This window comes from Desulfosporosinus sp. HMP52 (assembly GCF_000765145.1).
Lineage (GTDB): Bacteria > Bacillota > Desulfitobacteriia > Desulfitobacteriales > Desulfitobacteriaceae > Desulfosporosinus.
On sequence record NZ_JMGA01000066.1, the window covers coordinates 1 to 25,448 of the forward strand.

The following is a 25,448-nucleotide window of genomic DNA, read 5'->3' on the forward strand; positions in this document are numbered from 1 at the left end:
GTTTCGCCCAAGCCGCCTACTCCAAAGAAAAGCATAACGGCGCAGGTTGCTTTCGCCGAACCGCAAACTACACAGAACAACTTTAGCGGTGAGGATGAGATAACGGCTGCTACGTCCCTGGATAAGTTCTTCATAGCTTCAGATGGAGTAAGTATTCCTCTTAGACAAACTCCATCTGAAGCTAAGAATCACTTGATATTACTTTATCACATTCCCAAGACAAACAAATGTTTCTTTTAATATTTAATACTATTTTTCTATTTAAGTACGAAAAATGCTTACTTTTGTCGAAATTCAGAATTGAAGATAATTATCGTAAAATATTATCGTCAAGTGACTTAGTTTTAAAGGGATTTTAGAATCTAAAGAGAATTCTATATAATTTAAGGACAATATTGGCTTTTAAGGTGAAGATGAGGATCTTCATGGGAGGAAGAATGAAGAAATTTAAGATACCTGTAACAGTTTTGATGATCATGGCTTTGACTTTCGGCTTGGGCGGATTATCCTTTTTAGCCATTTATAAGACAAGAGCTGTCTTAATGAATAATTTGGAAGTCCATACTACATCCCTTACTCATTCTTTAAGTTCTAAAGTAAGTCTGTGGTTAAAGGCCCATGAATCTAAAATGGAGATCATGGCTAATATCCCCCTTATGAAGAGTGGAGACAAGGATTTGATCTTATCCTATTTAAATGAAGAAATCCAACGCAATCAAGGCTATGAAGAACTCTTCTACGCCGATAGCGAAGGAAAATACTTACAAAATACTGGCCTCCAAGGAAGCATAATAGATCGTGACTATTTTAATAAAGTAAGGGATACAGGGGATTCAATCATATCTGATCCCTTATATTCTAAGGGAAATGGCAGACACATTATTGTTGTGGCTGCTCCTATTAAGAATGGCAGTAAGGTTGTTGGTTTGATTGGTGGTTGTATTAACTTATCTGAATTGACTGAGCTTATTTCAGCGAAGGATGGAGAGGTAAGTAAGGCATTTATTGTCCAAAAAGATGGATTAATGATTACCCATCCTAATGAGGATTTCATTATGACTTACAATGGACGAATGTATAATCGGTCTTCTTTAGATTATAAAGATACCATCGATAAAATGATTCAAGGAGAAAATGGAATTACCAGGAATACCTTTGAAGATGGTGATAAATACCTGGCTTATGCTCCCATACTTGGCGTCAACTGGTCCTTAGGAGTTACGGTTCCGGCTAGCTATGTCTTGAATCAGTTATATTATTTACCTGTCTATTTTGTAGTGGTAACAGTATGTTTAGGTCTGGTTTTAGCTTTCTTAATGAGACGTTGGCTTGTTCGTCCTCTTACTAAGTTAGCTCGTTTTACTTCAGAACTTAACGATAATATTTATGGGCTAGAGAATAATTATTTGGTAGATAGCCCAGTCATCGAAGTAGAATCCCTTGCTACTAATTTTCGCCGGATGGCCGTGGAACTGCAAGATAACTTTCGCAAGCTGGCAAATTCAGAAATAAGCCTAAAGGAAGAAATCCATAACAAGATGACAGTTCAGAAGGATCTGGAGAGTAGTTATGAAGAGCTTGAAGCAGTTGAAGAAGAACTAAGGTATAATTACGAAAAACTCCAGTCTAAAGAAATAATGCTTCGAGAATCTGAACGTCGTTTACGCTCAATGCTGGAGAATGTTAAACTCATTACCGGGATTGTTGATATGAACGGGAAGATTATCTTCTGCAATGACTTTATACTGGGATTAACCGGCTACGAGAAAGACGAGGTTGTTGGGCATGATTTCTTTGATGTTTTCATTCCCCATGAATTTAGGCGAAAAGCAAAGGAATGGTTAAAAGGGGTACTAGTCAGTAAGGACATTGTTGTACATAATATCTACCCGATCCGGACTAAAGCCGGAAATAACCGTTTTGTTCACTGGAATCATACCCTTTTGTTTGATGCAGATGGTAATGTATCGGGAATTGCCAGTATTGGGGAAGATATTACGGAGAGAAAGCAATTTCAAGAAAAGTTAGAGCATATTAGCTTTCATGATGCTATAACTGACCTCTATAATCGAACGTATTTTGAAGAGAAAATGCGTTTCTTACAAGGAAACGACAGCAATTCTCCTGTCGGAATAATAGTCTGTGATGTGGATGGCTTAAAACTCGTTAATGACACACTTGGTCACAGCACAGGGGATAAATTACTTTGGTTAACCGGAACCATCATTAAAAAGTGTTTTCGAGAAGAAGATCTAATCTTTAGGATCGGCGGGGATGAGTTTGCTGTCATTCTGCCCAGGAGCGATATAACCGTGGTAGAAAAAGCCTGCTATAGAATTCGTAAGGGCGTTGAAAAGTATAACCTGGAAAACAAGGAGTTTCCCCTCAGCCTCTCGATGGGTTTTGCAGTAAGTGGAACATCTAATGTCAACCTTGATGAGGTGTTTAAAGAAGCTGATGACGGCATGTATCGAGAAAAACTTCATCGCAGTAAAAGTACTCGCAGTGCAATTGTCCAAGCCATGATGAAAGCCCTAGAGGCTAGAGATTTTATTACCGAAGGACACGCGGACCGTCTACAAGATTTAGTGATAATGCTTGGTGAAGCTATTACCTTGTCGGATCGAACTCTCTCGGACTTACGACTCTTGGCCCAATTCCATGATATCGGTAAAGTAGGTATACCGGATCGCATTCTCTTTAAAGCAGGACGGCTGACAGAAGATGAGTTCAAAGAGATGCAGCGACATAGTGAAATCGGCCATCGAATTGCCCAATCAGCTCCAGATTTATTGCCAATATCGGACTTCATTTTGAGACATCATGAGTGGTGGAATGGTAAGGGGTATCCTCTAGGACTCAAAGAAGAGGAAATTCCGCTGGAGTGTCGCATTTTAGCAATAGCTGATGCTTATGATGCTATGACAAGCAATCGTCCCTATCGGAAAGGTATGAGTCAAGAACAAGCCTTAAATGAATTAACTAAGAATCAAGGAATTCAGTTTGATCCAATCTTAGTGCCTATTTTTAATAGAATGATCAGGTCTGGGGCATCATTGCGCCAAGTACGCTATATTAACTAAAATAGAATTTATGTCCATTGACTTTATATCTTTTCCGTGTTAGTTTTATAACAAATAAATACTATGGGCAGGGGTGCTGGAATTGGCCGGCTGAGATTTAGACCCAAAAGTCTAAGACCCTTTTAACCTGATCTGGATAATGCCAGCGTAGGTAAGCAGTTTACTCTTTTATGATTAATGAAGGAGCACAAATCTTATTCTGGAGATTTGTGCTCTTTTTAATCGTGGAGAATAATTAACAGGAGGTGCGGTATGAAAAAAGTACTGACTATAGCTGGCTCAGACAGCAGTGGAGGAGCGGGGATTCAGGCGGATCTTAAGACATTCTCTGCCCATGGGGTTTTTGGCATGAGCGTAATAACCGCGGTCACTGCTCAGAATACCCAAGGGGTCTTTGCTGTACAAGATATTTCGAGAGAGGTAATAGCGAAACAAATCGAGGCAATTTTTGACGATATTGAGGTTGACGGAGTGAAAATCGGTATGGTTTCGCAAGTCGAGACAATCGAGGTAATTGCAGAAGAGTTGAGAAATTATGCCCCTCAGGTTATTGTCTTAGACCCGGTTATGGTCTCAAAAAGCGGCTACCATTTGTTGAATCCAGTGGCGGAAGCAACCCTAATTAAGGAGCTATTGCCATTGGCGTTGGTGGTTACACCGAATATTCCTGAGGCAGAGGTTATGACTAATAAGTCTATTCATAATCTAAAGCAAATGGAAGAGGCCGCTAAAGAGATACATCAGATGGGGGCGAAAAATGTCTTGCTCAAAGGGGGACACTTAGAAGAAGATCCTATTGATGTACTTTATGACGGTGGAGAATTCAGTTACTTTTCCACAGCTAGGATTGCAACCAAGAACACTCATGGTACAGGATGTACACTTTCATCGGCAATTACGGCAAACCTTTCTTTAGGCTATAGCTTAAATAAGGCAATATCCTTAGCTAAGGAGTATATAACCATAGCTATTCAAAATTCATTGTCCATTGGAAAGGGTGTAGGGCCTACCCATCACTTTTATACACTGTACAAAAAGGCGGGATTAATTGAGTGAGTTCAACAGCCAAAAATAATTTAAGTATGCTAAACTTTACCACACTCTGGTTCGGTGCTTCCATATCCGTCGCAGAAATTATAACCGGAGGTATGCTGGCCCCTTTGGGGTTTAAAATGGGACTTATTGCAATTTTGCTTGGGCACCTTGTAGGAACAACTATTTTGGTGTTGGGAGGTATCATCGGAACCGAAGAGAGAATACCTGCCTTAGCATCTACCCGTATCTCCTTTGGAGAGTATGGTTCCTATATCTTCTCTATTCTGAACGTATTACAGTTACTGGGTTGGACGGCAGTCATGATCGTTGTAGGGGCCAGGTCAGTAAATCAGATCACCAATACACTTTGGGGATTTGATCATCTGACAGTTTGGAGCCTGATTATCGGCGGATTAATAATGCTTTGGCTCTGGCTGGGTAAAGATAGCGGCTGGAAGAAGGCCAACCACTTTGCAGTAATCTTACTATTTATTTTAACCTTAGTCCTAAGTGTCATCATTTTTCGCAATCATGAGCTGTTTACCAATCAGGGCGTTGGAGAAATGTCCTTTGGCTCAGCTATGGAGCTAGCTGTAATCATGCCTTTATCTTGGTTGCCCCTAATTGCTGACTATACTCGATTTGCAAGAACTAAGCGGGATGGTGCAGTGGGGAGCTGGCTCGGCTACTTTATAGGGAGCAGCTGGATGTACATTATTGGTCTGGGTGCTGCTATTGTAGCCAATGACTCTGATCCGGCTGCTATGTTGCTGGCTGCTAATCTGGGCATAGTAGCCCTGGGAATTATCGTCCTGGCAACAGTAACCACAACCTTCCTGGATGCCTATTCCGCAGGGGTTTCCTGCCTTAATATCTTTCCTAAGCTAAATGAGAAAACCCTTGCCCTAGTCATGACTGCCATTGGTACAGCACTGGCAATAGTTATTAATATCGAACAATATGAACATTTCCTTTATGCAATAGGCTCAGTATTCGCCCCCTTATTTTCAATCTTGTTGACGGATTACTTCCTACTTAAAAATAAGCGGATTCAATCAGACCTATTAGTTAATTGGGGTAACTTAGCTCTATGTGCCCTGGGTACAATGCTTTATTACCAGTTTATTAAGTTCGATTTCTTTTTCGGGGCTACGGTACCGGTTATGATCATAATTAGTCTAGTTCATATTATTACCTGGAGGTTGACTGCAAAATGCAAATTCGTGAGAAATTGAGCACAAATCTAAGTCTTGTCAAAGAAAAAAGTCCCTTAATCCACCATATTACGAACTATGTAACCGTTAACGATTGTGCCAATATTGTGTTGGCCATCGGAGGTTCCCCGGTGATGGCGGATGATATCGAAGAAGTAGAAGAAATGGTTGGTTTTGCCTCTGCTTTAGTTATTAATATCGGCACATTGAATTCCCGGACAATTGAAAGCATGCTTAGTGCAGGATTAAAAGCTAAAGAGTTAGGGGTTCCTGTTATTCTCGATCCTGTGGGAGTTGGGGCAACAAAACTTAGAACAAATACTGCCGCCAGGTTAATTCAAGCCCTTAAACCCGAGGTAATTCGAGGGAATATGTCTGAAATTAAAGTCTTAGCTGGTTTAGAAGTGGCAATTAAGGGAGTGGATTCCCTTGCCGATGAACAAGACGGCTCAGTTGTCGCTAAAACACTGGCTTCTGAATTAGGTTCTATTATTGCTATAACCGGCAAAACGGATGTTGTTTCTGACGGAAAGCAAGTTTGTCTGCTGGACAATGGTCATCAAATTTTAGCAGATGTCACAGGCACAGGATGTATGACCACTTCTTTGGTGGGTACTTATTGCGGGGTGACCAAAGATTATTTCAGTGCTGCTGTGGCAGGAATAACAAGCATGGGTTTAGCAGGAGAGATTGCTCAAGCTTCCTTACGTCATGGTGAAGGGATAGGAACCTTCAGAACAAAGCTATTTGACAGTATTTACAACTTAACTCCTGAATTATTGGCTAGAGAAGGTAAGATTAGGTATGAGTAAAAAAGCCAAGATTGACTACAGTCTTTATTTAGTAACAGACCGAAAAATACTTGGATCAAGAGATCTGGCTGCCAGTGTGGAGAAAGCTATCCAAGGCGGAGTTACTTTAGTTCAGTTAAGAGAAAAATCTGTTTCCAGCAAGAAATTTCTAGAGTTAGCTCAGCGAGTAAAGGAAATAACTTCACACTACGGAATTCCTCTGATTATCAATGACCGTTTGGATATTGCTTTAGCGGTTGATGCCGAAGGACTGCATATCGGTCAAGATGATTTGCCAATGATTAAGGCGAGGGAATTGTTTGGAAAGGACAAAATCATTGGGGTCTCGGCAAGTACTCTTGAAGAAGCTCTTCTTGCCCAACAACAGGGTGCGGACTATTTAGGAGTAGGGGCAGTTTTTAGCACAGCTACTAAAACCGATGCCCCGGAAGTAAGTCTTGAGCAATTAAGTGAGATTAAGAAGTCGGTTTCAATACCTATTGTGGCTATCGGTGGAATTAATTTAGGTAACTTAAAGCAAGTTATTGGAACCGGTATCGATGGAGTTTCAGTTGTCTCGGCAATTTTAGCTCAAGAGGATATCTTACAAGCTGCGAAAAAGTTCAGAGAATTTATATAGAGCTACAACTACCCCCATTTATTAAAAATGGGGGTAGTTTTGGTTCACAGAGTGGACACTCATGACGCTGCCCTTCTACGAAATGAGCAAGTTTTGTTTGATAATTTACAGAATTAATTTATGGAAATCCGGTTAAGACTGAATTGTTAAGTTTTCCGAACAGACAATTTTGCTCTTAATACTGGTTGATTTTTAGTATATAATGTTAAATTGGTGGTCAATTATCAACAAAACGGAGGAAAAATGTGTCTCATACGATTAATGAGCTTATAAAGCAAATCGAAAAATTGCGATTAGATTTGATCAAGGTTACAGAGGGGAGATCATACACTGACCCTGAAGTAATTGCGGTAAGTCAGGCATTAGATAAGGTCTTGGACGAATATCAGGAATTGATGCTTAAGAACAAAACTAAGTAGCTAGAACTGTATCCAAGGCATTTTATAGGGTGACTGACTGGTGATTGACGTAAACCCAGTTAAGGCAATGGTTATTGTCTGATATAGGACTGTGAGTTATACTAGATGGCATCAAGACTATACATAAAAGCTTATTAGGGAGGAATAGATAAATGAAAAATAAAACAGCTTTGATTACCGGAGGCGGAACTGGGATTGGCAGGGCCATTGCCTTGTTATTAGCTAAGGCGGGAGTTAATATTGCTATTAATTATTCCCGTTCGGAAGAAGATGCCATAAAGACGTGTCAAGAGATAGAGCAGCTTGGGGTTCGCAGTTTGTACTATAAGGCTGACGTATCTAAGGATGAAGAAGTTCGGGCAATGGTTGATAAAGTAGTGACTGAATTAGGAACACTGGATATTCTGGTTAATAATGCCGGGATGACTCATTTTGTTGAACACTCTGACCTAGAAGGAATGAAGGACGAGTATTGGGATGATATTTTCGGAGTTAATGTTAAGGGAATGTTTTTTTGTTGCAGGGCTGCAGCCGATGAGCTAAAGAAAAGTAAAGGGTGTATTATTAATATAACTTCAATAGCCGGTCTGACCGGGTTAGGCAGTTCCATCGCCTATTCCGCTTCTAAAGCCGCAGCTACCAGTGTTACAAAATCCCTGGCCCGAGTTTTAGCACCTGAGGTAAGAGTTAATGCTGTAGCTCCGGGAATTGTCCAAACTCGTTGGGTTGAAGGTAAGGATGAGCACATTACTCGTCTTGCTGCGGGAACCCCCCTGGGTAGAGTTGCCGAACCGGAGGATATTGCAGAGGTAGTGTATGCATTAATCGCTCAGGCAGGTTTTGTGACCGGACAAACAATTGTAGTTGACGGAGGAAATTTCATCTAAATAAGCCTGCAAGCTGACTCGACTTTAAAGTGGCAGAGATCTCAAGTCCTGAAAGCATAAGGATATAGTGTAGGTGCGATAGTGTTCGTAGACATTATCGCCCTAGAATACAACCGTTTTAATGATGTATTTTTCTTTTTGTTTTACTCTTGACAATACATTAATTATGGGTATAATAAAGTCATAAGAACACAATAACAGTAATTCAGTTCCAAAAAGTTGTTGGTCGCGTGCTAGGCAAAAGTTTTCGATTCATCGAAAGTTGGCATTGCAATCAGTCTAAGAATGCTGAATTTCGAGAATTGAAACCACCTAGACAGGGTGGTTTTCCTGTTTCTCAATGTTTTCCTGTTTCTCAATAAAGAAAGCTTTCCCGCAAAGTTCCTCCTATCGATCAGTCAGTCAATCGATCAATAAAGAAACATTCAGTCAGTTAGTTAGGTCGTTTTGTTAGTTAGGTCGTTTAGTTAGTTAGGTCGTTTAGTTAGTTAGGTCGTTTTGTTAGTTAGTTAGTTAGTTAGTTAGTTAGTTAGTTAGGTCGTTTAGTTAGTTAGATCGTTTAGTTAGTTAGGTCGTTTAGTTAGTTAGGTCGTTTAGTAGTTAGGTCGTTTAGTTAGTTAGGTCGTTTAGTTAGTTAGGTCGTTTAGTAGTTAGGTCGTTTAGTTAGTTAGGTCGTTTAGTAGTTAGGTCGTTTAGTTAGTTAGGTCGTTTATTAGTTAGGTCGTTTAGTTAGTTAGGTCGTTTAGTAGTTAGTCGTTTATTAGTTAGTGGTTAATAGTTAACGTTAAATTATTAGTGATCCAATAAGAGTTAGATTTTCGGTAATCAGTTAAGAGACTTGGAAACGGAAACTGTATAGAATTCAGGTGATTTAAGACTTACCTTATCAATTGTGAATTATAAGATTGACCGCAGTAAGTAGATTAAAGTCAACAGATAGTGGAGGATTTGTCCAGATTAGTTTCCCATACGTTACCAAGAAATGTTTAGGTGGTTTACTTTTTAGTAGGCAGTTTCTATCCTTGAAATGTTGAGTCTTCAGAAATATGTTTGTAAAGAGTTTTGATTAAACCAACTGTTATTAGGTTTTGGTAAAGTTTAGTTGAATATTAATCTTGAGCCGTGTATCCATTAGTTGTGAGGAACTTTGCGGGATTATTTTAAATTGGCCACTCAATGAGTGGCCTTTTATTTTTGTTTATAGTTTAAGATGCGTGGAAATAATTAGGAATGGACAACCCCTTTATACCCTGGGGGTAACGTGGTATTATGTAGTATAATAGAACATAAAGCAAAAAATTAAGAGTTCTCAGGAGGCAAAAAACTCATAATGAAATTTCAAAATTTTTTGGAAAGTAATTTTTTTAAAAAGGGGTTGTCCTTACTTCTTTTATTTGCAATCATCATAGGCGTTCGACCTATGATGAACTTACTTCTTCTGACCTTCATGTTTTCTTTTATTTTATACGGGATTCAGAACTACATCTTTTCCAAGATTGTTAAACTAATCCCTATAAACAGAACTTGGGTAACAGTCATAGTCTTTGCTATTGTTGCGTCATCAATTATCTTTGGAATATATAGATATATACCCATTCTAACGAAGCAGTTAATGTTCATAGGAGTTCAGCTAAGTAATTTTGATATCAATAATTATGAGGATGCGATCAATCCACAGTTGCGAGAAGCTATTAGCACAAGCATCCAGTCCTATGTGGTCGAAGGAGGAACATTTTTAATTCATTCAGTAACAAATATCTGGAATTTTAGTTTGAATATTTTTATTGCCTTAATTTTGAGCCTGTTTCTGATACTTGAAAAAGATAAAACTATTAGGTTTTTAAATAAGTTCGAATCCAGTAAAGCAAGCTTCGTTTACATTTATTATAAAAAATTAGGCCAAAATTTTGTGAACTCCTTTGCAAAAGTAATGGAAACACAAATTTTGATTTCCTTTATAAATTCGATTTTATCGGCGATCTTTTTGAGTTTGTTAGGGTTTCATCAGGTTATCGGATTAGGATTTATGATTTTTATCTTAGGTTTAATCCCTGTGGCTGGTGTAATAATCTCACTTATTCCCTTATCAATTATCGCTTTTAAACTGGGTGGATTTTTAAAAATACTTTATGTTATTGGTATGATAGTATTATTGCATGCCATTGAAGCCTATTTTTTAAATCCAAAATTAATGTCCATAAAAACCAAGCTCCCAGTATTTTTCACCTTCGTAGTTTTATTGCTCGCTGAGCATTTTATGGGTGTATGGGGGCTATTGTTTGGAATTCCGCTATTTTTATTTATGCTTGATATACTTGACGTAGAAGAATCAGATAATGGCTAATTATAAACAGTGTCTGAATTTTAATAAGAAGATGTCTCAGCAGCATGAGGCATCTTCTTATTAATGTACTTAATTTATAATATTAATTTTCCGGCTGAATGGAAGATAGTTTATGTGAGTCCAATCACCTTCAAGGACTACAGTAGGTATGTTATCCTTATCAATTACACTCTTAACTTCCTTTGTTTCAGGCAATTCATCTAGTTCTTGGAATTCATCTGGTTTATCCAATTCAGCCATTTCATCGAATTCAAATAGCCTTACATCATCATTAACGTCACCATCGCTAAGAGCAGCATTTTCGGAGAGTTGGGGGATTATTACTTCTCTTTCTTCGGCTTCGCTGTCAATTTCAAGAGTCTCCCCATTAGTGTACACGATGATAACCTTTTCAATTTCAAGTTCATTTTCTAATGCATCATTAAGTACTTCTGAAAATTTTCCTTTGTACATTCTAAAACATCCTTTCTAATATAAAATAATTTGAAATATAACTGAACTAAGTTCCTTTGCGAATTCTTATATTATATGATCACTTCTTGAAATGTGCATTTGAAAGCTTATTAACATAAGCCATGCGTGGAGAGTGGACGTCTTAACTAACAAGCATAGATAGATATTTTGTATGAATGAAAGGTGATTGAGACATGGAAAGAATCAGTAAAACCATAACTGCCTATGACAAAAACAGTCTTGCCTTTAATGACAAATTTATCGACTATCCACCTTACCAAAATATGATTAGTGAGTTTATTAATTTACTTAAGCCAGTAACAAAAGTCTTGGATCTAGGGTGTGGACCAGGTAATGTAGCGAGACAGTTGATGTTAGCCGGTAAAAATTTTACTCTTAAAGGAATTGATCTTTCCGAGGAAATGATAAAATTAGCTAGAAAGAATGCGCCGGCAGGAAATTTTAGTTGTGAAGATATACGAGACATTAGTTTTAATGCCGAATCATTTGATGCGATATTCTTATCATTTTGTATAGTTCATTTAAATCACACAGAAGTAATTTCCCTTCTGGAAAAGGTTTCAAACTATTTAATGAGGGAAGGTAAACTATATTTAAGCTTTATGGAAGGGAAAAAGGATGGTTTTGAGAATACCAGTTTTTCTAAGGAAGAAATTTACTTTTTTTATCATTCCGCAAATAGGGTCAAGAAAATACTAGAAGATAATCATTTGTCCATTATTGAGCTCAAAAAGCAAAACTACCCGGAGAGCGATGGGTCTATCACTACAGATGTGTTTATCTTTGCAGAAAAGTAATTACCTTCAATAATCCGTGGTACATGTACTTGTCCCTGCGCAAAGGACCACTTTACTCGTCTTTCAAGAATTGATTAGTTCTCCCCATTTTATAGGCAAGTTTAATCATCTCTTCTTCTTCTTGGGTTATTTTTCGAGCATACATTTTTTCAAATTGCTGAAGAAGTTTATCCGTGTCTATCACCATTGTTGGGCGTTTTGCTCTAATTGTCCTGTGGGATGGGTCATAGGGCTTTGCTTGAATTGAGGAACTGTATACTTTTTTGAATATTTCTGCTGTATAGAAAGCATCATGTAGGGCATTGTGAAATGCATTTGTTATTGGAATATGGAGCAACTCTACAGCATGTTGAAGACGTAACAAGGTTTTTTGAGAGAGATTAAAGTGCGTAGAGACATAGGGTTGTATGTTTATAACCCTTTTGGGTAAAAACCCGTGACTTAATTCATGGGCTTCGACATTTCTGAATAGTTCTGTTATATCAGACATGCCCCAAGTACAGAATATTGAATCCCTCTCCTTGATAAACGCTGAATACGCCTTATAAATCTCAGGGAAGGGTTCTTCAGGTAAAAGCTGCTCAGTGGTAATACCGGTTAAATCTGTGACAAATGGATTAATTCTGGTGTAGAAGGTTGGCTTGACGTAACGGTTAAAAGTGCCGACAGTGTTAAATTCCAGGTCTAATTTGATGGCGCCAATCTGAATGATTTCAAAGGGATAGGGAGATCCTTTTCCATCAAAGTTCTGTAAAGAAGCGACGTCTTGATTAAATTCTAAATCAAATATAATGAAATACATATTATAACTCCTCGTAATTCACCTGATTTCTTTATTTTTGGCTGGATATAAGGATGCTATCCGCACCTAAATAAAGGGTTTTTCGGTAGTAATTTAATAAGAAAAAAACCAGTAGTAACGGGGATTTTTTTTCCGTAAACTACTGGTTATCTTTATTCGTCCAGTTTCATATCTAGCTAATTTAAATTCGTTTTTAGTAATTGGTTGCACAACAATTAGTCAGCATTAAAGAGTAGTCAGTGTCGGGTAAGTTAATAGTTCATCCCGATCATTATGCCGGCATTTGTGTTAAGTACTTCATCATTGGCAAGGACGATATGCCCATTAATTATCGTATAGTTGATGCCGGTGGGATGCTGGGCAGGGTTAGTATAATCTTCCGGAGCAGCAATTTTCTGGGGATCGAAAATTACTAAATCGGCCATAAAGCCTTTTTTGACAAATCCTCTGTTTCGTAGATTCAACCGTAGTGCCGGGTCTCCGGTAATTCTCTTAACCCCTTCAGCCCAGGTCATTGTGTTTTTATCACGGACATATTCTCCTAAGAATTTGGGGTATGTGCCAAATAAACGCGGGTGGGGCTTACCGGTAGGAATGCCATCTGAGCCAATTTGACATAAAGGATGCTTGAGTAAAGCAATAATATCCTCTTCGGAGAATAGCTTCTTCATGACCATGGAACAACGACATTCCTCACTGATTAATAGGTCGGCAATAGAGTCAATGATTTGACTATTTAGTTGGGAATCCGGCAAGTTTTTGGGGGGGACTAATTGATCTGCAGTTAGGCCCTCTGCCCATTTATTTTGGGGCTTACTGACAGAGCTGATCACAATATTTGACCACCCAACCATACCGACAAAGTTATCCCAACCGGGATAGTCGGGGCCTTGACCCTGGAGATCGTTCTTTAGTTTAGCCCTTAGATGAGGGTCTTTTAAGCGGCGAATGATCTCCGGGCTGCCACCTTCTTTAGCCCAAGGAGGTAAAGTCTGAGACAAGAGGGTACTGCCGGCGGTATAAGGGTGTTCATCAAAGGTTACATCCACACCATCCATCCTGGCTTTTTCAACCATCTCAATCAATTCCACGGCTGTTATGCCAAAATCTCGATTGGCATAGGAACGCATATGAGAAATCTGCAACTTAACGCCGGATTCTTTGGCGACAGAAATAGCTTCTGACATTCCTTCACGAACCTGACGAGAGTGACTGCGGATATGAATCATCATAATCCCCTGATAAGCTGCAACCACTGAACTCAGGGCAATTAGTTCTTCCTTAGGAGCAAACATTCCGGGGAGATACGCTAAACCATAGGATATCCCTAAAGCTCCATGATCCATTGCATCCTCAACAATCCCGCTCATGGCTTCGATTTCTTTGGGCGAAGGCTTGAGGTTATTTAAGCCAAGAATTTGGGCTCGAACTGCCCCGTGACCAATTAAGGCTGCCAAGTTATTAGGTTTTTCTGCTTCAGCAAGTTCCCTATAAAACATAGAAAAGTCTTGCCAATCCCAGGTTAGCGGCCCGGGACCTAAGATTGGGATAAGATAATTGCGCCAATCCTCCATTCTTTGGAGGTGGGGGGCCGAGCCCAAGCCGCATTGACCGATAATCTCAGTAGTTACACCTTGTCTGATCCTGCTCTCCCGAATTGTATCAGACATAAAAGGTACTAAGTCGCAATGACTATGAACGTCTATGAACCCCGGAGTTACTATTTTATTCGTCGCATCAATAACCCTTGAGGCCTTTGCAGACAGGTCTGGGGCTATTTCTATAATTAGGCCATCCTGAATCCCCACATCACTTTGATAGGGGGGAGTACCTGTACCATCTACTATCAAACCACCGGTAATTACTGTATCAAACATTTTAAACAGACCTTTCTTAGTTTCATGATTTACTTTTTAGATCACTTTACCAATGAATTAATTCTTTGCTAAAAAACTATTTAGAAAAAGCGGCTTAGAAATAAATTTCCATGCACCCCTTTCTCTTGAATGTGAAAGCAGTACATGGATTAATCAATACTTATCCATCTTTGTTAGCTTAACAAATCTAGTTGAACAGGTAAAGTTTTTAAGGATTAAGAGATAAACTTTTTTTCTCTTCCAGAGAGTTTAGATCATTAGCTTTTATTTTTCCTTTTGAGACTGTGTACAATCCTGGTGCGTTTCTTAACTTAAGACAGACAAGTCGCGTTAGTCTCCTCCGCCACAACCTCCTGAATCGCACCCTCCGGAGTCACACCCAGATGAAGAATCACATCCGCCATGGTCGCAGGAAGAATAATCAGAGTCATTGTAATCATGGCCATCAGAGAACATGTGATAATTTGAATGAGAAATAGAGTTTGATCTGTGCCGAGAGGAGGAGTGAGGAGCTCGGAATAGGGCAACTGCGATAAAGACAATAAAAATGGTCAGGATAATTCCCAAAATACTTCACCTTCCTTATAAAAAAGAGTCCGTCTAACCATGACGGGCTCCTTTAAATCCTTCACTAGAAGGAATGCTATTCAACTTTCTTAAAGATTGACCAAGGAGTATCAACTGCTAAGCCATCTTCTAACATCTTTTGAACGGTTCCCGGAATATAGAAACCAGCGGTTTCTGTTTTAAATAAGCACTCTTCTAAGGAGATTTCTTCCCATGTGTCTTCACCTTTTAGTTGTGTAACAAATTTCATATGACTAATCCTCCATCATCGAATTTTAAAGTCAAACCTATTATAGCAGGAAATAGAGCTCAAATAAATCCTCATTTCCAACCTTTTTGAAAGGTAACATGAGAGAGAAGGCCAAAACTGTTTGTTTTCCATGAATAGACTAATATTATGGTTTGTGAAATTAAGGAATAATTAATAAGTTTTGCAGGATATGAGTAATACATAGGGAAATCATTGATAAAGTTTTTCTTTTGATCGGAGTATTGAGGGATATGCTGCTGGGCATTTAAAGGAGGGTGTAAAATGACTAAGTTAAAAGTGACAATCTTAGTTGAAAACACTGTTGGGGTTCCCTTAGGGCTGTTAGGGGAATGGGGGTTATCCATGCTCTTAGATTTTGGAGATGAGAAGATCCTGTTTGATGCGGGAGAGCAGGGGAACCTTGTTAACAATGCCCAAATTCTGGGCCATGAACTGCGCCAAGTTGATAAGGTAGTTTTAAGTCATGGACATTATGATCACACGGGAGGACTCTACAAGTTATTGCAATATAAAGGGATAACATCTGTCTACGCTCATCCGAATTTATTTGCAGGCCACTTGGCTAAAGTGCCCAATATTCAACCAAACCGCTATATAGGTGTTCCTTATTGTCAGCAGCAATTAGAAAGCTTAGGTGCCAGGTTTCACTGGCATAGTGAACCCTTTGAATTGAGGCCGGGACTATGGTTAAGTGGGGAAATTCTGCGAGAATCATCCTTTGAGCATATAGATAACCATTTGGTTGAATTGGCAGGAGAGCAGGTTGTTCAAGACAGCCTTAAAGATGATTTAAGCTTGTTTTATGTGACGGATCAAGGTTTAATTATTCTGCTGGGCTGTGCCCATTCCGGATTGGTAAACATTGTAGAGCAGGCCAGGCAAGTTACTAAAGAAAATAAAGTGAGAGGGATTATTGGCGGAACTCATCTTGGGCCAGCTTCCACGGATCAACGGCAGCAAACCATTGAGTATCTTAAAAGCCTTGATCTTGAGTGCCTGGCACCCAATCATTGTACAGGTCCTACAATGTTAACTAAGCTAGCAACGGAGTTTCCGAAGGCCTTCAGATGGGCCTTGGCTGGGTCTGCTTTAGAATTTTGATAATAGGGAGGATACCTGCGTGTCTATACCTACTTCGCGGACTAAAGAGTCAGCCAACATTTTAATTGATGAAAAACTGTGTGTTGGCTGTGGTTTATGTGTTGAAGTATGCAAGGGATTTAACCTCTCACTCCAAAAGGGTAAGGTTATCAGTATAAATTCTGTTTATGGATGTATTGCCTGTGGACATTGTATGACAATTTGTCCTAAAGAAGCTATTAAAATTAGTGGCCGCTGTTTGACTTCCGAGGATTTATTCAGCCTGTCAAAAGAAACGAAACCTCCAGCCTATGAGGAAATACTAAACTTATTTCAGCAGCGCCGAAGTATTCGTGAGTTTAGAGCCGTCCCTGTAGAAAAAGAGATCCTGGAAAAAGTCATAGAAGCAGCTCAAACATGTCCCATGGGTCTGCCTCCTTCGGATGTAAACCTGATAGTCTTTGACAGTCCGGCAAAGGTGCGTAAATTTGCCGAGGACTTTTGTGAATATTTAAAAGGCATAAAATGGATCGTATCTGAATGGTTTTTAAGGTTAATGCGTCCGTTTTGGGGAAAGGCCAACAACGAATTATTCAGAGGGTTTGTTCGACCTACCATTAACTTGTACTTAGATAATATGGAAAAGGGCATCAACCTGGTTAATTATGATGCCCCTGCTGCCCTCTACTTTTATGGCTCTCCCTATTCTGACCCTGCCGATCCCATAGTTGCAGCTACCTATGCTATGATTGCCGCTGAATCCCTGGGATTGGGGACGTGTATGTTAGGCGCTGTCCATCCCTTGATTCAAAACGGTAAGGCAGCCCAGAAATTTAGAAATAGCTATGGTATTCGCTATAAAAGTCGAGAAGGATTATTTGTCATCATGGGCTATCCGAAAGTTGAGTATGACAAAGGAATTCGCCGGACTTTTGCTTCAATAGATGTCAGGTGATGAAGATTACGTTTAATCAACAAAAATTCCTTGCTCTGGCACGGCAATTTCTTCAAAATGATGAGTCAGCATGTCTAAATGAAGGGTCAACTCATCACCTTTCATTGGCTGACCGTGGCTGGGAATTACTAGAGAAGGCTTTAGGTCGCTTAATTTATCGACGGATGATTTCGCTGCTTTCCAGTCAGTGGTTAGATAAGCCGGTGGACCACTTATTTGTTCGCTTTGTGTCATCACAGACAATAGGGATTCTTGTTTTACTGTCGTAAAGGCATCTCCCGGGATAAGTATGCCATCTGTTTCGTGGAATAGAGCTATATGACCGTCAGTATGGCCGGGGGTTAGTATCCATTTCCAACCGGGCATACCCGGGACGCTGTGGTCTGAGGGAAGGGGATTAGCTCGAAAGCCAATGTCTATACTGGTGTGTGGAAAGGTGGGAGATATTGCTGCCACCAGTCCTCCGCCTACGCTTGGATCCGCCAGGGGATAATCTTTTTCTCCGGTAATGTAAGGAAGTTCGAACTCATGGGCATAAACCGGAATATCCCAATGCTGAGAAAGCTTGATTAGAGAGCCTACGTGGTCAAAATGTCCGTGAGTAAGAATAATGGCTTGAGGACGAACTCCTTTCCCAAAACGTTCCTCTGCTGCTTGAATTATAAAGTCTGCTGAGTTTTCCAGACCTGTATCAACTAGAGTCCAGTCACTTTGGTTTGGTTTTCCCACCAGATAAGCATTGACTATCGTGAATTGTAGGATAAGAATATCAGGGGTAACTTCCTTTGAAGAGGTTGTTAGCTTAGATAAGAACTCAACCAGCTTATTTCCCAATTATAATCCCTCCAGATTTTATTTTTAAATAAAGTTAGCCCATACATCTAAGTTCTTTTACGCATTTTAGTATTCTCTGTCCTTGGTCAAGTATATATGCATAAACAATCAGGGGATGGATCACATGTCAAACTATGTGTGATCTATCCCCTGATTGTTTAAATGCGATTCGAGTCATTCTTTTTGCTTACTAGCCACAAAGGCTAACGAACTTAGTAAGAGATTCTAACTTAGAGAACTACCATATGCTCAAGATCTGTAATTTAAAATAGAACTTCTAAAACTCCCATTTATATCCTGTGAATTTCATTGTAATTTAAGTTAATATGGAGATTATGAGATTACTAAGGAAAAGACTGAGCTAGGGCGTCAAAGTATGAACATTTAAGGAGGATTAGGAAATGCCCCTCGTAGCTCTAAATCAAAAGCCGTCCCAAAAACAAGAGCTAAAGGAACCTTTGGCCTTAAGATATTCACTGGCTGCGGTGCTTCTGGCAATTGTTCTTTTCGTGCTGACAATTACTAATCTTCGTGCTGGTTTAAAGCTGTTAGCCGAAAGGTTTATTCTTAAACCGGGTGTTGTCGAGGCTATAGGGGTTAACCCTAATTTCGACACATTTCAAGGAAGCATCCTGCAGCAGGAAGCGATTGATACCCCGGGAGTGATTCCCATGTATGGATCCTCTGAAATGTCCATGATCAACAATTATCACCCGGCTAAAGTGCTAACCCCTGAGACGGGCGTGACCCCCTTTTTGATTGGCAGGGGCGGAACCCAAACGATTATTAATGTACTGAACTTAGCTTCCCTTGAGGACTTAAGAGGAAAGAAAATTGCTATCTTTATAACCCCCCAGTGGTTTGGTCCGGGAGGAATCCCGCAATCAACTTTTGAAGGGAACTTTTCAGCCCTTCATGCCTATAACATGTTTTTTAGCGCTGATATTTCTCCGAGTTTGAAGCGTCAGATTGCTGAACGAATTCTCAGTTTTCCGGAAGCTTATAAAGATTATCCCTATCTTAAGAAGATGTTAGAAAATGAAAACAATTCAAGTTTTTTGGCTGAGGTAAAGAAAACTTTGGATTGGTTTCCTGCTCGCATGGAATACTCGGCCTTAGAGGTTAGAGATTTTTTCAATGTGAGATGGCAGGTTAAAGACCTGGCAGATAAGCAAGTGGCAAGATATTCGGCTAAAGCAGCGAATCCACCGGTAATAGAATGGGATAAACTTCGTGAAGAAGCGAAAGTCGATGCCATTAAATCCACGGACAATAATCCATATAAGATGGATAATACATTTTATATGGAGTACCTGCTCCCGAAATTAAAAGAAAGCAAAGATAAAGATAAACACGATTTGAATTTATCTTCACCAGAATATAATGACTTAAAGCTCCTAATGCAAGTGCTAAAGGAAAAAGGCGCCAAACCTCTATTTGTAATTATTCCTATGAACGGTCGCTGGTACGATTATACCGGCTTGGACCGTTTGCAGAGAGAACAGTGTTATCAAAAGTTGGCAGCCCTTGTCCAAGCAGAAGGGCATCCTCTGGCTGATTTTTCCTCTCATGAATATGAGGATTATTATCTCAAAGATCTTTGGCACCTGGCTTGGAAAGGCTGGGTCGATGTCGATCAGAAGCTTTATGAATTCTATAGGCAGTAATAAGAGGCGGTTCACCGAGTGGGAGATTTCGGGTTGGTACGTTATCCATAGAGGATTGAGGCCGTCCTAAGGAGACTCTTCTAGTATGAAATTTGTTTACTGAGGCATAAAAAGGGCGGTTTTGAGGTTTGGTTAATCTGGATTAGTCCACCTCGAACCGCCTAAATTAGTTATTCTCTGACCTCTGTGCTGCCCAATTATAAAATCAGCTTAAGCCGGGGACTTTAGCTTGCTGAGCCTTTTCAAATTTTATCAGGCAATGCTGTTCCCGGTGCGTTCACGGCAATTCCCAGATCAATCATAGTAAGGATGCGGTCTTCGATTTCTTGGCGTTTTTTCTCGATGGCGGGGAAGTCCATAGCGGCAACATAGTAGGTTTCCAGCAGGTCATGCGTTGCTTTAGCCCGACTGGAGTTCTTTATTGCACGCCCAATATTTTTAATCAACCGCTCGCGGCAATCTTCAATGTCGCTGGCAAAATCAGCCAGGCCAGCCTTATTGACACTCTGATCAAAATCCAGGGTGAGTTGCTGGCCGGAAAACTTCGGCGTGTATTCGTATGGCTCGGAAACTACACTCATAGCCAGATGCAGTTCGGGTATGATAATCAGATCCAACTTAGCCGGTTCAAGAATATTGTGATAATACTCGACATCTAAGCCATAAGCGATTCCTCTTTCGGCAATACGGCTTAAGAAAGTCGACTTCCCAGTGCCGGGCTGCCCTTCTAGTGTGTAGAGAGTAGAGACATCATTCAGTAAAGTGTCAATATATTGAACTTTGCCCTGAGGGGTATGGGACCAGGCAAAAAGATGGCGCTCTTTGCCATTTCCGCCTTTTCCCGCTGGAAAAATCATCTTTTCAATGTTTAGAGTCATCTGGTTGACAGCCTGCCAATTTTGGAATTCCTTCACGTAGAACTCCCACTCTTCCAAGGCAATTTGAGCTTCTTTTAGGGCGAAATAAGCGGCCTGGAAATAACGACTGTTCCGATAATTGCAGCCCATAATCTTCGATTTTGCTTTTTGAATTACGCTTTCGTCCCAATATTCCCCCAGGTTTATGATTTCATCCACTGCTCCGGGATTCTTTGGGTCAACAATATGCGGAGCGGTGCCGTCCAAAAGGGCAACTCTTAAGGAGGGAATGACTAAGCCGTCAATGGAATTGTTGTCGGAGGAACAACAATGGTATTCAAGGTCGTACCCCATTTTTAACATAGATTCAGCAATTTTTTTCATAAAGGTTGATTTGCCTACCCCGGGCCCGCCTTTGATTACAAATATATGTAGGGCATCTGACTCGATAATGTAATTGTAGTAGGAGTAAAAGCCTTGGGAGGTTACGGCACCCGGGAACATTTTCCTGACTATTGGTTTCGCCATATTGCGTCCCTTCCTTTCTACTTAAAACGTTTTCTTCTACTTTGCAATTTATGCAGAGAGAAAGAAGAATGTACTTAGTTTATGCCATAATTGTAGAAGAGTATTGAAGCAACCCGTCTTAAAAATCAGGAAAGCAGGAAAAAGAAGATAATGGTGGAAGTAACAGGAGAAGGATTCATAAACAACTAGAAAGAAGGTTGAGTTCATGAAAACTATGCCTTTTCACCCGCCTACAGATTATTACTGCAGGGAGTTGGCTCCTCTGGACGAAGAGATCTGCTCCCTTTTTGCCAAGCGCAAAGAGCAATCCAATGAAAATCCCGGTTTTCCCGATCTGGATCTGATTTCCTTGTGGAGCCAAGCCTTTGGTCTTAAGGAAGATTGGTTGCGCATGGTTTTTGCTTATTTACAAAGAGAAGAGCATATTCATGTGTCGGTAGAGCCGATTGGGTTTCTGAAATTTATTCCCGTTTTAAGAACAGTGACTGTTGACAAGTTGTCGCACACTGTAACCTATATAAAACAATACAGCAATGCCAGTATTGTCTATATTGAAACTGAGGTGATCACCTCTGAGCCCTTTGTTCAGATAGGGCATGCGATGTTTGAACTGTCTATTGCACCAGAATATTTATGTATTCTAAACGGAGGGGGCGGTTCAGATAAAACAATGCAGCATTCCTTTATGGTGACACCGTCCTTGCCAGACGATATCAGTGAGATGGAATTCCATTTAAGAGTTAAACCTTTGCCGGAGCAGGAGTTTCAGCGGGTTCTTCTTCAAGAAATTGCTGTGACCATTAAATAGTGGCAAGCCATTTTGCAAATTGCTAATGCCAAGGCTAATAAATAGATTATGGTATTGGATAAACAGAAAGTGAATTTTGTAGAGGATACAATCCTTTTTGATTATGCAGCGATCGTTTTAGAGGGAATGGATTCACAGATTATTGATGCATCAATCAGTGAGCCTGTAAACACAACCAGAAAGGCCCCTGGGTATTATCCAGGGGCCTTTTGATCTAACAGTTAGTCAAAATAATGCAAAATTACTCCAGCTTAACCGACCCTCCTAAGGAGTATTCTTTGTTGTTATATTTAATAGAAAAGCCTATTTGATATTTGCCAGGAGGGGTGTCAAAGTTTTGAACAAGAATCCCGATGTTAGTGAAACCGTCATAGGGCATAGTTCCATTATAAAGAATAAGTTTTGAATCAGATTGTGCAGCACCCGTTACTTCACAGCCCTGGGAGTCTTTTGGACCAGTGATAAAAAATCTAAATCCACGATTGCCGTTTGAAGAAACTGAGTCCAAAAGACTCAACGTAAAAGGCCCTGAGGTTGATATAGCCCTGGGTAATGGACGACCGGACACCGTAGGAATTTGGGTTGGGTTTTTCTCAATAGTTTGTTCTCCGGACTTTTTTGCTGATTCCAATTTATTAGAAGCTTGTTTCTGGGCTATCTTTTCTGCTTCTGATTTTTTCAGCCCTTCCTCAATGATAGCAAGTTCCTTAGTATACCGATTTTTTAGTGTATTTGCGTCACTGTTAGAAGGATCAAAATCCAGAATAATATCTAGGTAACTAATTGCATCCGAATATTTTTGATTAATTGCTTCTTGTTTTGCTTTATTGAGATTATCATTTCTATATTGGGCAATTATTTCTTGAGATTTCGTGTGATATTTCATATCAAGAGCATCCACTTGTCTAAACGCCTCAATCGCTTTGAGATATTCCTTCTGTTCAAATAACAGTGTTGCTTCATCGAAGTTTTCTTTTGATTTTTGTTGTCTCAAGGCATTATTTAGCTTCTCATTTATAAAATCGGTCTCGGTTTTATATGCTAAAGCCATATTATAGTTTGTTATCGCTTGATCGAAATCCTCTTTTTCTAACAACATTTCGGCTGACTTTAGCATTTGATTATAGCTATAATTGTTGAATGCGTATACGCCGGATGGAATCGATACAATAAATAATAAAGTAATCAGGCCAATGTATATATTTTTCCTTGTCCAAAATATAGTCACTAGTACATTCAATCCCCCTTATTGTAGTATTTTGAGGAGCTTACGAGAATCATTTAACGTTGTATCTTGGGGAGTAAGTATCCTTAGGATTTATTCGCTACGAAATCCGAAAATACTGCAAGTTCTATAAAGTAATAAATGGAAGATGTCACTTAAGGTACTTGAGAATACAAGTGGATATAGGGGAATAACTTAAGATAGACTGTTTTTTGGGAACAGCCTAACTTCTTTGAACATGGCATTATTTTCGCTGTTCGAGGAAGAATGTAAGGGGAAGAATCTTGATAGGTTAGCTATTCATCGCTGATGCCTATCAATTAAAGAGGTGCTACAACTTGGAGATAGCTTCGATCCTAATGATTGTACTTGGTTTATGCATTTTTGAAGTCGTATCAGGCATTGATAATGCTGTTATTAACGCTGAAGTTCTGGCGACTATGTCGGCAAAAGCAAGAAGATGGTTCTTAATTTATGGTATCTTGATTGCAGTTTTTTTGGTCAGAGGCCTGTTGCCCTGGGGCATTGTCTGGGCAACCAACCCAGATATCGGTCCTATAGGAGCCCTGCTGGCTTCCTTTTCCAATGATCCGCATATACACGAATCTATTGAAGCTTCTGCACCTATCCTCATGCTCGGCGGCGGCGTTTTTCTGCTCTTTTTGTTCTTGCATTGGCTGTTCATGGAAGAAAAGTCCTTCGGTCTGCACAGCGAGAAACTCTTCCTGAAATACGGTGCCTGGTTCTTTGCCGTTGCTTCTATAATATTAGTCGTCATTGTTACTATGGCTCTGAAAACTAATCCTATTCTGGCACTTTCTGCAGTTATCGGCTCGTCTGCATTTTTTATCAGCGATGGATTTAAAAGGAACGCCAAGGAGAATGAACAGCGCCTCTTGAGTAATACCAGCAACATGTCTGATATCAGCAAAATTATGTATTTGGAGATTATTGATACTACCTTCTCCATAGACGGCGTTTTAGGAGCCTTTGCCTTTACCATGTCCATACCCTTGATCATTCTTGGCAATGGTCTGGGGGCTATCGTAATTCGTCAGTTAACCATTGGAAATATCGATAGGATTAAGAACTATGTCTATCTTAAAAATGGTGCCATGTATTCCATCCTTTGCCTGTCTCTGGTTATGATCTTCGAAGGTTTTCATGTCGAGGTTCCAACCATGTTATCCCCTGTAGTAACTATTGCGATAATTGCTTACTTCTTGCTTAAATCCTTGTCCCATGCCAAGAAAAACGCTATTTAACCATTCAAAACTGTACCTTAGTTAAAATCAGATACTTTCATAGTGCCTTAGACCTCTAAATATAATCTGGTTTGATCAAGTTCGTTCACTGAACTACCTCAGAACCAAAAAGTTTATGTCTAAGGGGGTCAGACTGCAAAGGCCAGGGCAAAGCAAATACCAATGCTTAGGTAATCAGTGATATGTTTTCTCAGGCAAGAAAAGGTGTATACCTTAACTGAGAAAACATATTTTTTTGATTCATATTATCCTTACCAAGGCAGGTTGAATTAATTTTAAGAACATTGATTCATTCTGGGTATGTGGGAAATACCTAAAAATAAGGCCTTCATAAGGAAAACTTAAGAAATATATAAGTACTTATTTACGTAAGCCTACTTCATTTTGGTAGAATGAAGTCAGTGAAATAGATATACTTCTCATCAATTTGAAATGTAAAAGGAGTTTAGATGAAATGTCAGCCTGCAATCAATCAACTGAAGACAATTCTCATAAAAGAGCCAGAAGAGACTATATAGTAAAAATATTATCAAGAGGATTGCTAGCTGTATATTTAGTAATACTAATCTGGTTAGTATTATTTAAATTACAATACGATATTTTGTCAGTATTTAATTATAACCATAGAAGTCTTAACTTGAATCCATTTGCTGCTCCTTTAAAGCTGAATGGAAGTATCAATTTCGGAGAGATGATCAACAATTTTATAATCTTTATTCCCTTTGGCATGCTCATAAATGTCAATTACAAAAGAGTTGGATTTTTACCTAAGTTTACTATGATTCTGGGTTTTAGCCTTACTGCCGAATTAATTCAATTTATCTTCGCTATTGGAGCGACTGACATAATTGATGTAATTACAAATACTGTTGGAGGCATTCTGGGACTGAAATTATATAGTTTTAGCAATAAGTATATTAGTAGTATAGTATTAGACAGGGTTATAATTGCATTTGGTACGCTTTTGCTTGTGTTTTTGCTCTATTACCGTATCTTTATACTGAGACTAATATATTAATTAATAAAAC

General features: G+C 39.5%; 24 protein-coding genes and 1 riboswitch. Of the genes, 17 read left to right on the forward strand and 7 right to left on the reverse strand.

From position 1 onward, the window contains the following. The 9 genes from DP73_RS23750 to DP73_RS20450 all read left to right on the forward strand — a co-directional run. The coding region (locus DP73_RS23750) for a hypothetical protein (protein WP_034602167.1) at positions 1-240 on the forward strand (240 nt) is incomplete at its 5' end. Between the two features lie 197 nt (positions 241-437). Then, complete coding sequence (locus tag DP73_RS20415; RefSeq protein ID WP_034602206.1) at positions 438-3,083, forward strand: HD domain-containing phosphohydrolase; 2,646 nt, start codon at positions 438-440, stop codon at positions 3,081-3,083. 59 nt (positions 3,084-3,142) lie between these two features. After that, positions 3,143-3,254: riboswitch (TPP riboswitch) on the forward strand. An 81-nt stretch (positions 3,255-3,335) separates the two neighbouring features. After that, a complete protein-coding gene (gene thiD / locus DP73_RS20420) occupies positions 3,336-4,139 on the forward strand; it encodes a bifunctional hydroxymethylpyrimidine kinase/phosphomethylpyrimidine kinase (RefSeq protein WP_034602170.1) in 804 nt (267 codons plus the stop codon). Continuing rightward, positions 4,136-5,353, forward strand: a complete 1,218-nt coding sequence (gene cytX / locus DP73_RS20425; protein WP_034602173.1) for a putative hydroxymethylpyrimidine transporter CytX — start codon at positions 4,136-4,138, stop codon at positions 5,351-5,353. The genes thiD and cytX overlap by 4 nt, the downstream gene beginning before the upstream one ends. Then, the gene (gene thiM, locus DP73_RS20430) at positions 5,332-6,144 is read left to right on the forward strand and encodes a hydroxyethylthiazole kinase (protein ID WP_034602174.1); all 813 of its coding nucleotides are present in this window, start codon (positions 5,332-5,334) and stop codon (positions 6,142-6,144) included. Before cytX ends, thiM begins: the two co-directional genes overlap by 22 nt. After that, on the forward strand, positions 6,137-6,763 hold the full coding sequence (thiE, locus tag DP73_RS20435; protein WP_034602175.1) for a thiamine phosphate synthase: 627 nt from the start codon (positions 6,137-6,139) through the stop codon (positions 6,761-6,763). Before thiM ends, thiE begins: the two co-directional genes overlap by 8 nt. 245 nt (positions 6,764-7,008) lie before the next feature. Next, positions 7,009-7,182 (forward strand): aspartyl-phosphate phosphatase Spo0E family protein, encoded by a 174-nt coding sequence (locus DP73_RS20440; RefSeq protein WP_034602176.1) that lies wholly within the window; start codon positions 7,009-7,011, stop codon positions 7,180-7,182. 152 nt (positions 7,183-7,334) lie between these two features. Then, complete coding sequence (locus tag DP73_RS20445; RefSeq protein WP_034602179.1) at positions 7,335-8,069, forward strand: glucose 1-dehydrogenase; 735 nt, start codon at positions 7,335-7,337, stop codon at positions 8,067-8,069. A 1,330-nt stretch (positions 8,070-9,399) separates the two neighbouring features. Beyond that, on the forward strand, positions 9,400-10,413 hold the full coding sequence (locus DP73_RS20450) for an AI-2E family transporter (protein WP_034602181.1): 1,014 nt from the start codon (positions 9,400-9,402) through the stop codon (positions 10,411-10,413). Positions 10,414-10,482: 69 nt separating this feature from the next. Here DP73_RS20450 and DP73_RS20455 read toward each other — a convergent pair whose 3' ends face one another. After that, a complete protein-coding gene (locus DP73_RS20455; protein ID WP_034602182.1) occupies positions 10,483-10,866 on the reverse strand; it encodes a hypothetical protein in 384 nt (127 codons plus the stop codon). A gap of 194 nt (positions 10,867-11,060) precedes the next feature. Here DP73_RS20455 and DP73_RS20460 point away from each other — a divergent pair, with 194 nt between their 5' ends. After that, positions 11,061-11,684: a class I SAM-dependent methyltransferase gene (locus DP73_RS20460; protein ID WP_034602184.1), complete on the forward strand. Its 624-nt coding sequence runs from the start codon at positions 11,061-11,063 to the stop codon at positions 11,682-11,684. Between the two features lie 52 nt (positions 11,685-11,736). Here the strand turns inward: DP73_RS20460 and DP73_RS20465 are convergent, their stop codons facing one another. The 3 genes from DP73_RS20465 to DP73_RS23635 form a co-directional block, all read right to left on the reverse strand. Next, on the reverse strand, positions 11,737-12,486 hold the full coding sequence (locus DP73_RS20465) for a 3'-5' exonuclease (RefSeq protein WP_034602186.1): 750 nt from the start codon (positions 12,484-12,486) through the stop codon (positions 11,737-11,739). Between the two features lie 251 nt (positions 12,487-12,737). Beyond that, a complete protein-coding gene (locus tag DP73_RS20470; protein WP_034602188.1) occupies positions 12,738-14,363 on the reverse strand; it encodes a D-aminoacylase in 1,626 nt (541 codons plus the stop codon). A gap of 643 nt (positions 14,364-15,006) precedes the next feature. Next, positions 15,007-15,180, reverse strand: coding sequence for a hypothetical protein (locus DP73_RS23635; protein WP_014902662.1), 174 nt, complete (start codon positions 15,178-15,180; stop codon positions 15,007-15,009). 282 nt (positions 15,181-15,462) lie between these two features. Between DP73_RS23635 and DP73_RS20480 the strand changes: the two genes are divergently transcribed. Both DP73_RS20480 and DP73_RS20485 read left to right on the forward strand, forming a co-directional pair. Continuing rightward, positions 15,463-16,302, forward strand: a complete 840-nt coding sequence (locus tag DP73_RS20480; protein ID WP_034602190.1) for an MBL fold metallo-hydrolase — start codon at positions 15,463-15,465, stop codon at positions 16,300-16,302. Between the two features lie 19 nt (positions 16,303-16,321). Next, positions 16,322-17,236, forward strand: a complete 915-nt coding sequence (locus DP73_RS20485) for a nitroreductase family protein (RefSeq protein WP_034602191.1) — start codon at positions 16,322-16,324, stop codon at positions 17,234-17,236. Between the two features lie 12 nt (positions 17,237-17,248). On the opposite strand, the gene DP73_RS20490 is transcribed toward DP73_RS20485, so the two are convergent. Then, a complete protein-coding gene (locus tag DP73_RS20490; protein ID WP_034602192.1) occupies positions 17,249-18,070 on the reverse strand; it encodes an MBL fold metallo-hydrolase in 822 nt (273 codons plus the stop codon). A gap of 401 nt (positions 18,071-18,471) precedes the next feature. Here DP73_RS20490 and dltD point away from each other — a divergent pair, with 401 nt between their 5' ends. Beyond that, positions 18,472-19,737, forward strand: a complete 1,266-nt coding sequence (gene dltD, locus DP73_RS20495) for a D-alanyl-lipoteichoic acid biosynthesis protein DltD (RefSeq protein WP_034602193.1) — start codon at positions 18,472-18,474, stop codon at positions 19,735-19,737. A gap of 242 nt (positions 19,738-19,979) precedes the next feature. Here dltD and DP73_RS20500 read toward each other — a convergent pair whose 3' ends face one another. Further along, positions 19,980-21,122, reverse strand: coding sequence for a PRK06851 family protein (locus DP73_RS20500; RefSeq protein WP_052090928.1), 1,143 nt, complete (start codon positions 21,120-21,122; stop codon positions 19,980-19,982). 205 nt (positions 21,123-21,327) lie between these two features. On the opposite strand from DP73_RS20500, the gene DP73_RS20505 reads away from it, so the two are divergent. Both DP73_RS20505 and DP73_RS23640 read left to right on the forward strand, forming a co-directional pair. After that, positions 21,328-21,930, forward strand: a complete 603-nt coding sequence (locus DP73_RS20505; RefSeq protein ID WP_034602194.1) for a hypothetical protein — start codon at positions 21,328-21,330, stop codon at positions 21,928-21,930. A gap of 69 nt (positions 21,931-21,999) precedes the next feature. Further along, on the forward strand, positions 22,000-22,143 hold the full coding sequence (locus tag DP73_RS23640) for a hypothetical protein (RefSeq protein ID WP_165574443.1): 144 nt from the start codon (positions 22,000-22,002) through the stop codon (positions 22,141-22,143). A gap of 28 nt (positions 22,144-22,171) precedes the next feature. Here the strand turns inward: DP73_RS23640 and DP73_RS20510 are convergent, their stop codons facing one another. Continuing rightward, on the reverse strand, positions 22,172-23,158 hold the full coding sequence (locus DP73_RS20510; protein ID WP_034602195.1) for a hypothetical protein: 987 nt from the start codon (positions 23,156-23,158) through the stop codon (positions 22,172-22,174). A 335-nt stretch (positions 23,159-23,493) separates the two neighbouring features. Here DP73_RS20510 and DP73_RS20515 point away from each other — a divergent pair, with 335 nt between their 5' ends. Next, positions 23,494-24,420, forward strand: coding sequence for a DUF475 domain-containing protein (locus DP73_RS20515; protein WP_034602196.1), 927 nt, complete (start codon positions 23,494-23,496; stop codon positions 24,418-24,420). Positions 24,421-24,934: 514 nt separating this feature from the next. Continuing rightward, positions 24,935-25,438, forward strand: a complete 504-nt coding sequence (gene vanZ-A, locus DP73_RS20520) for a glycopeptide resistance protein VanZ-A (RefSeq protein WP_034602208.1) — start codon at positions 24,935-24,937, stop codon at positions 25,436-25,438. Positions 25,439-25,448 lie beyond the last annotated feature (10 nt).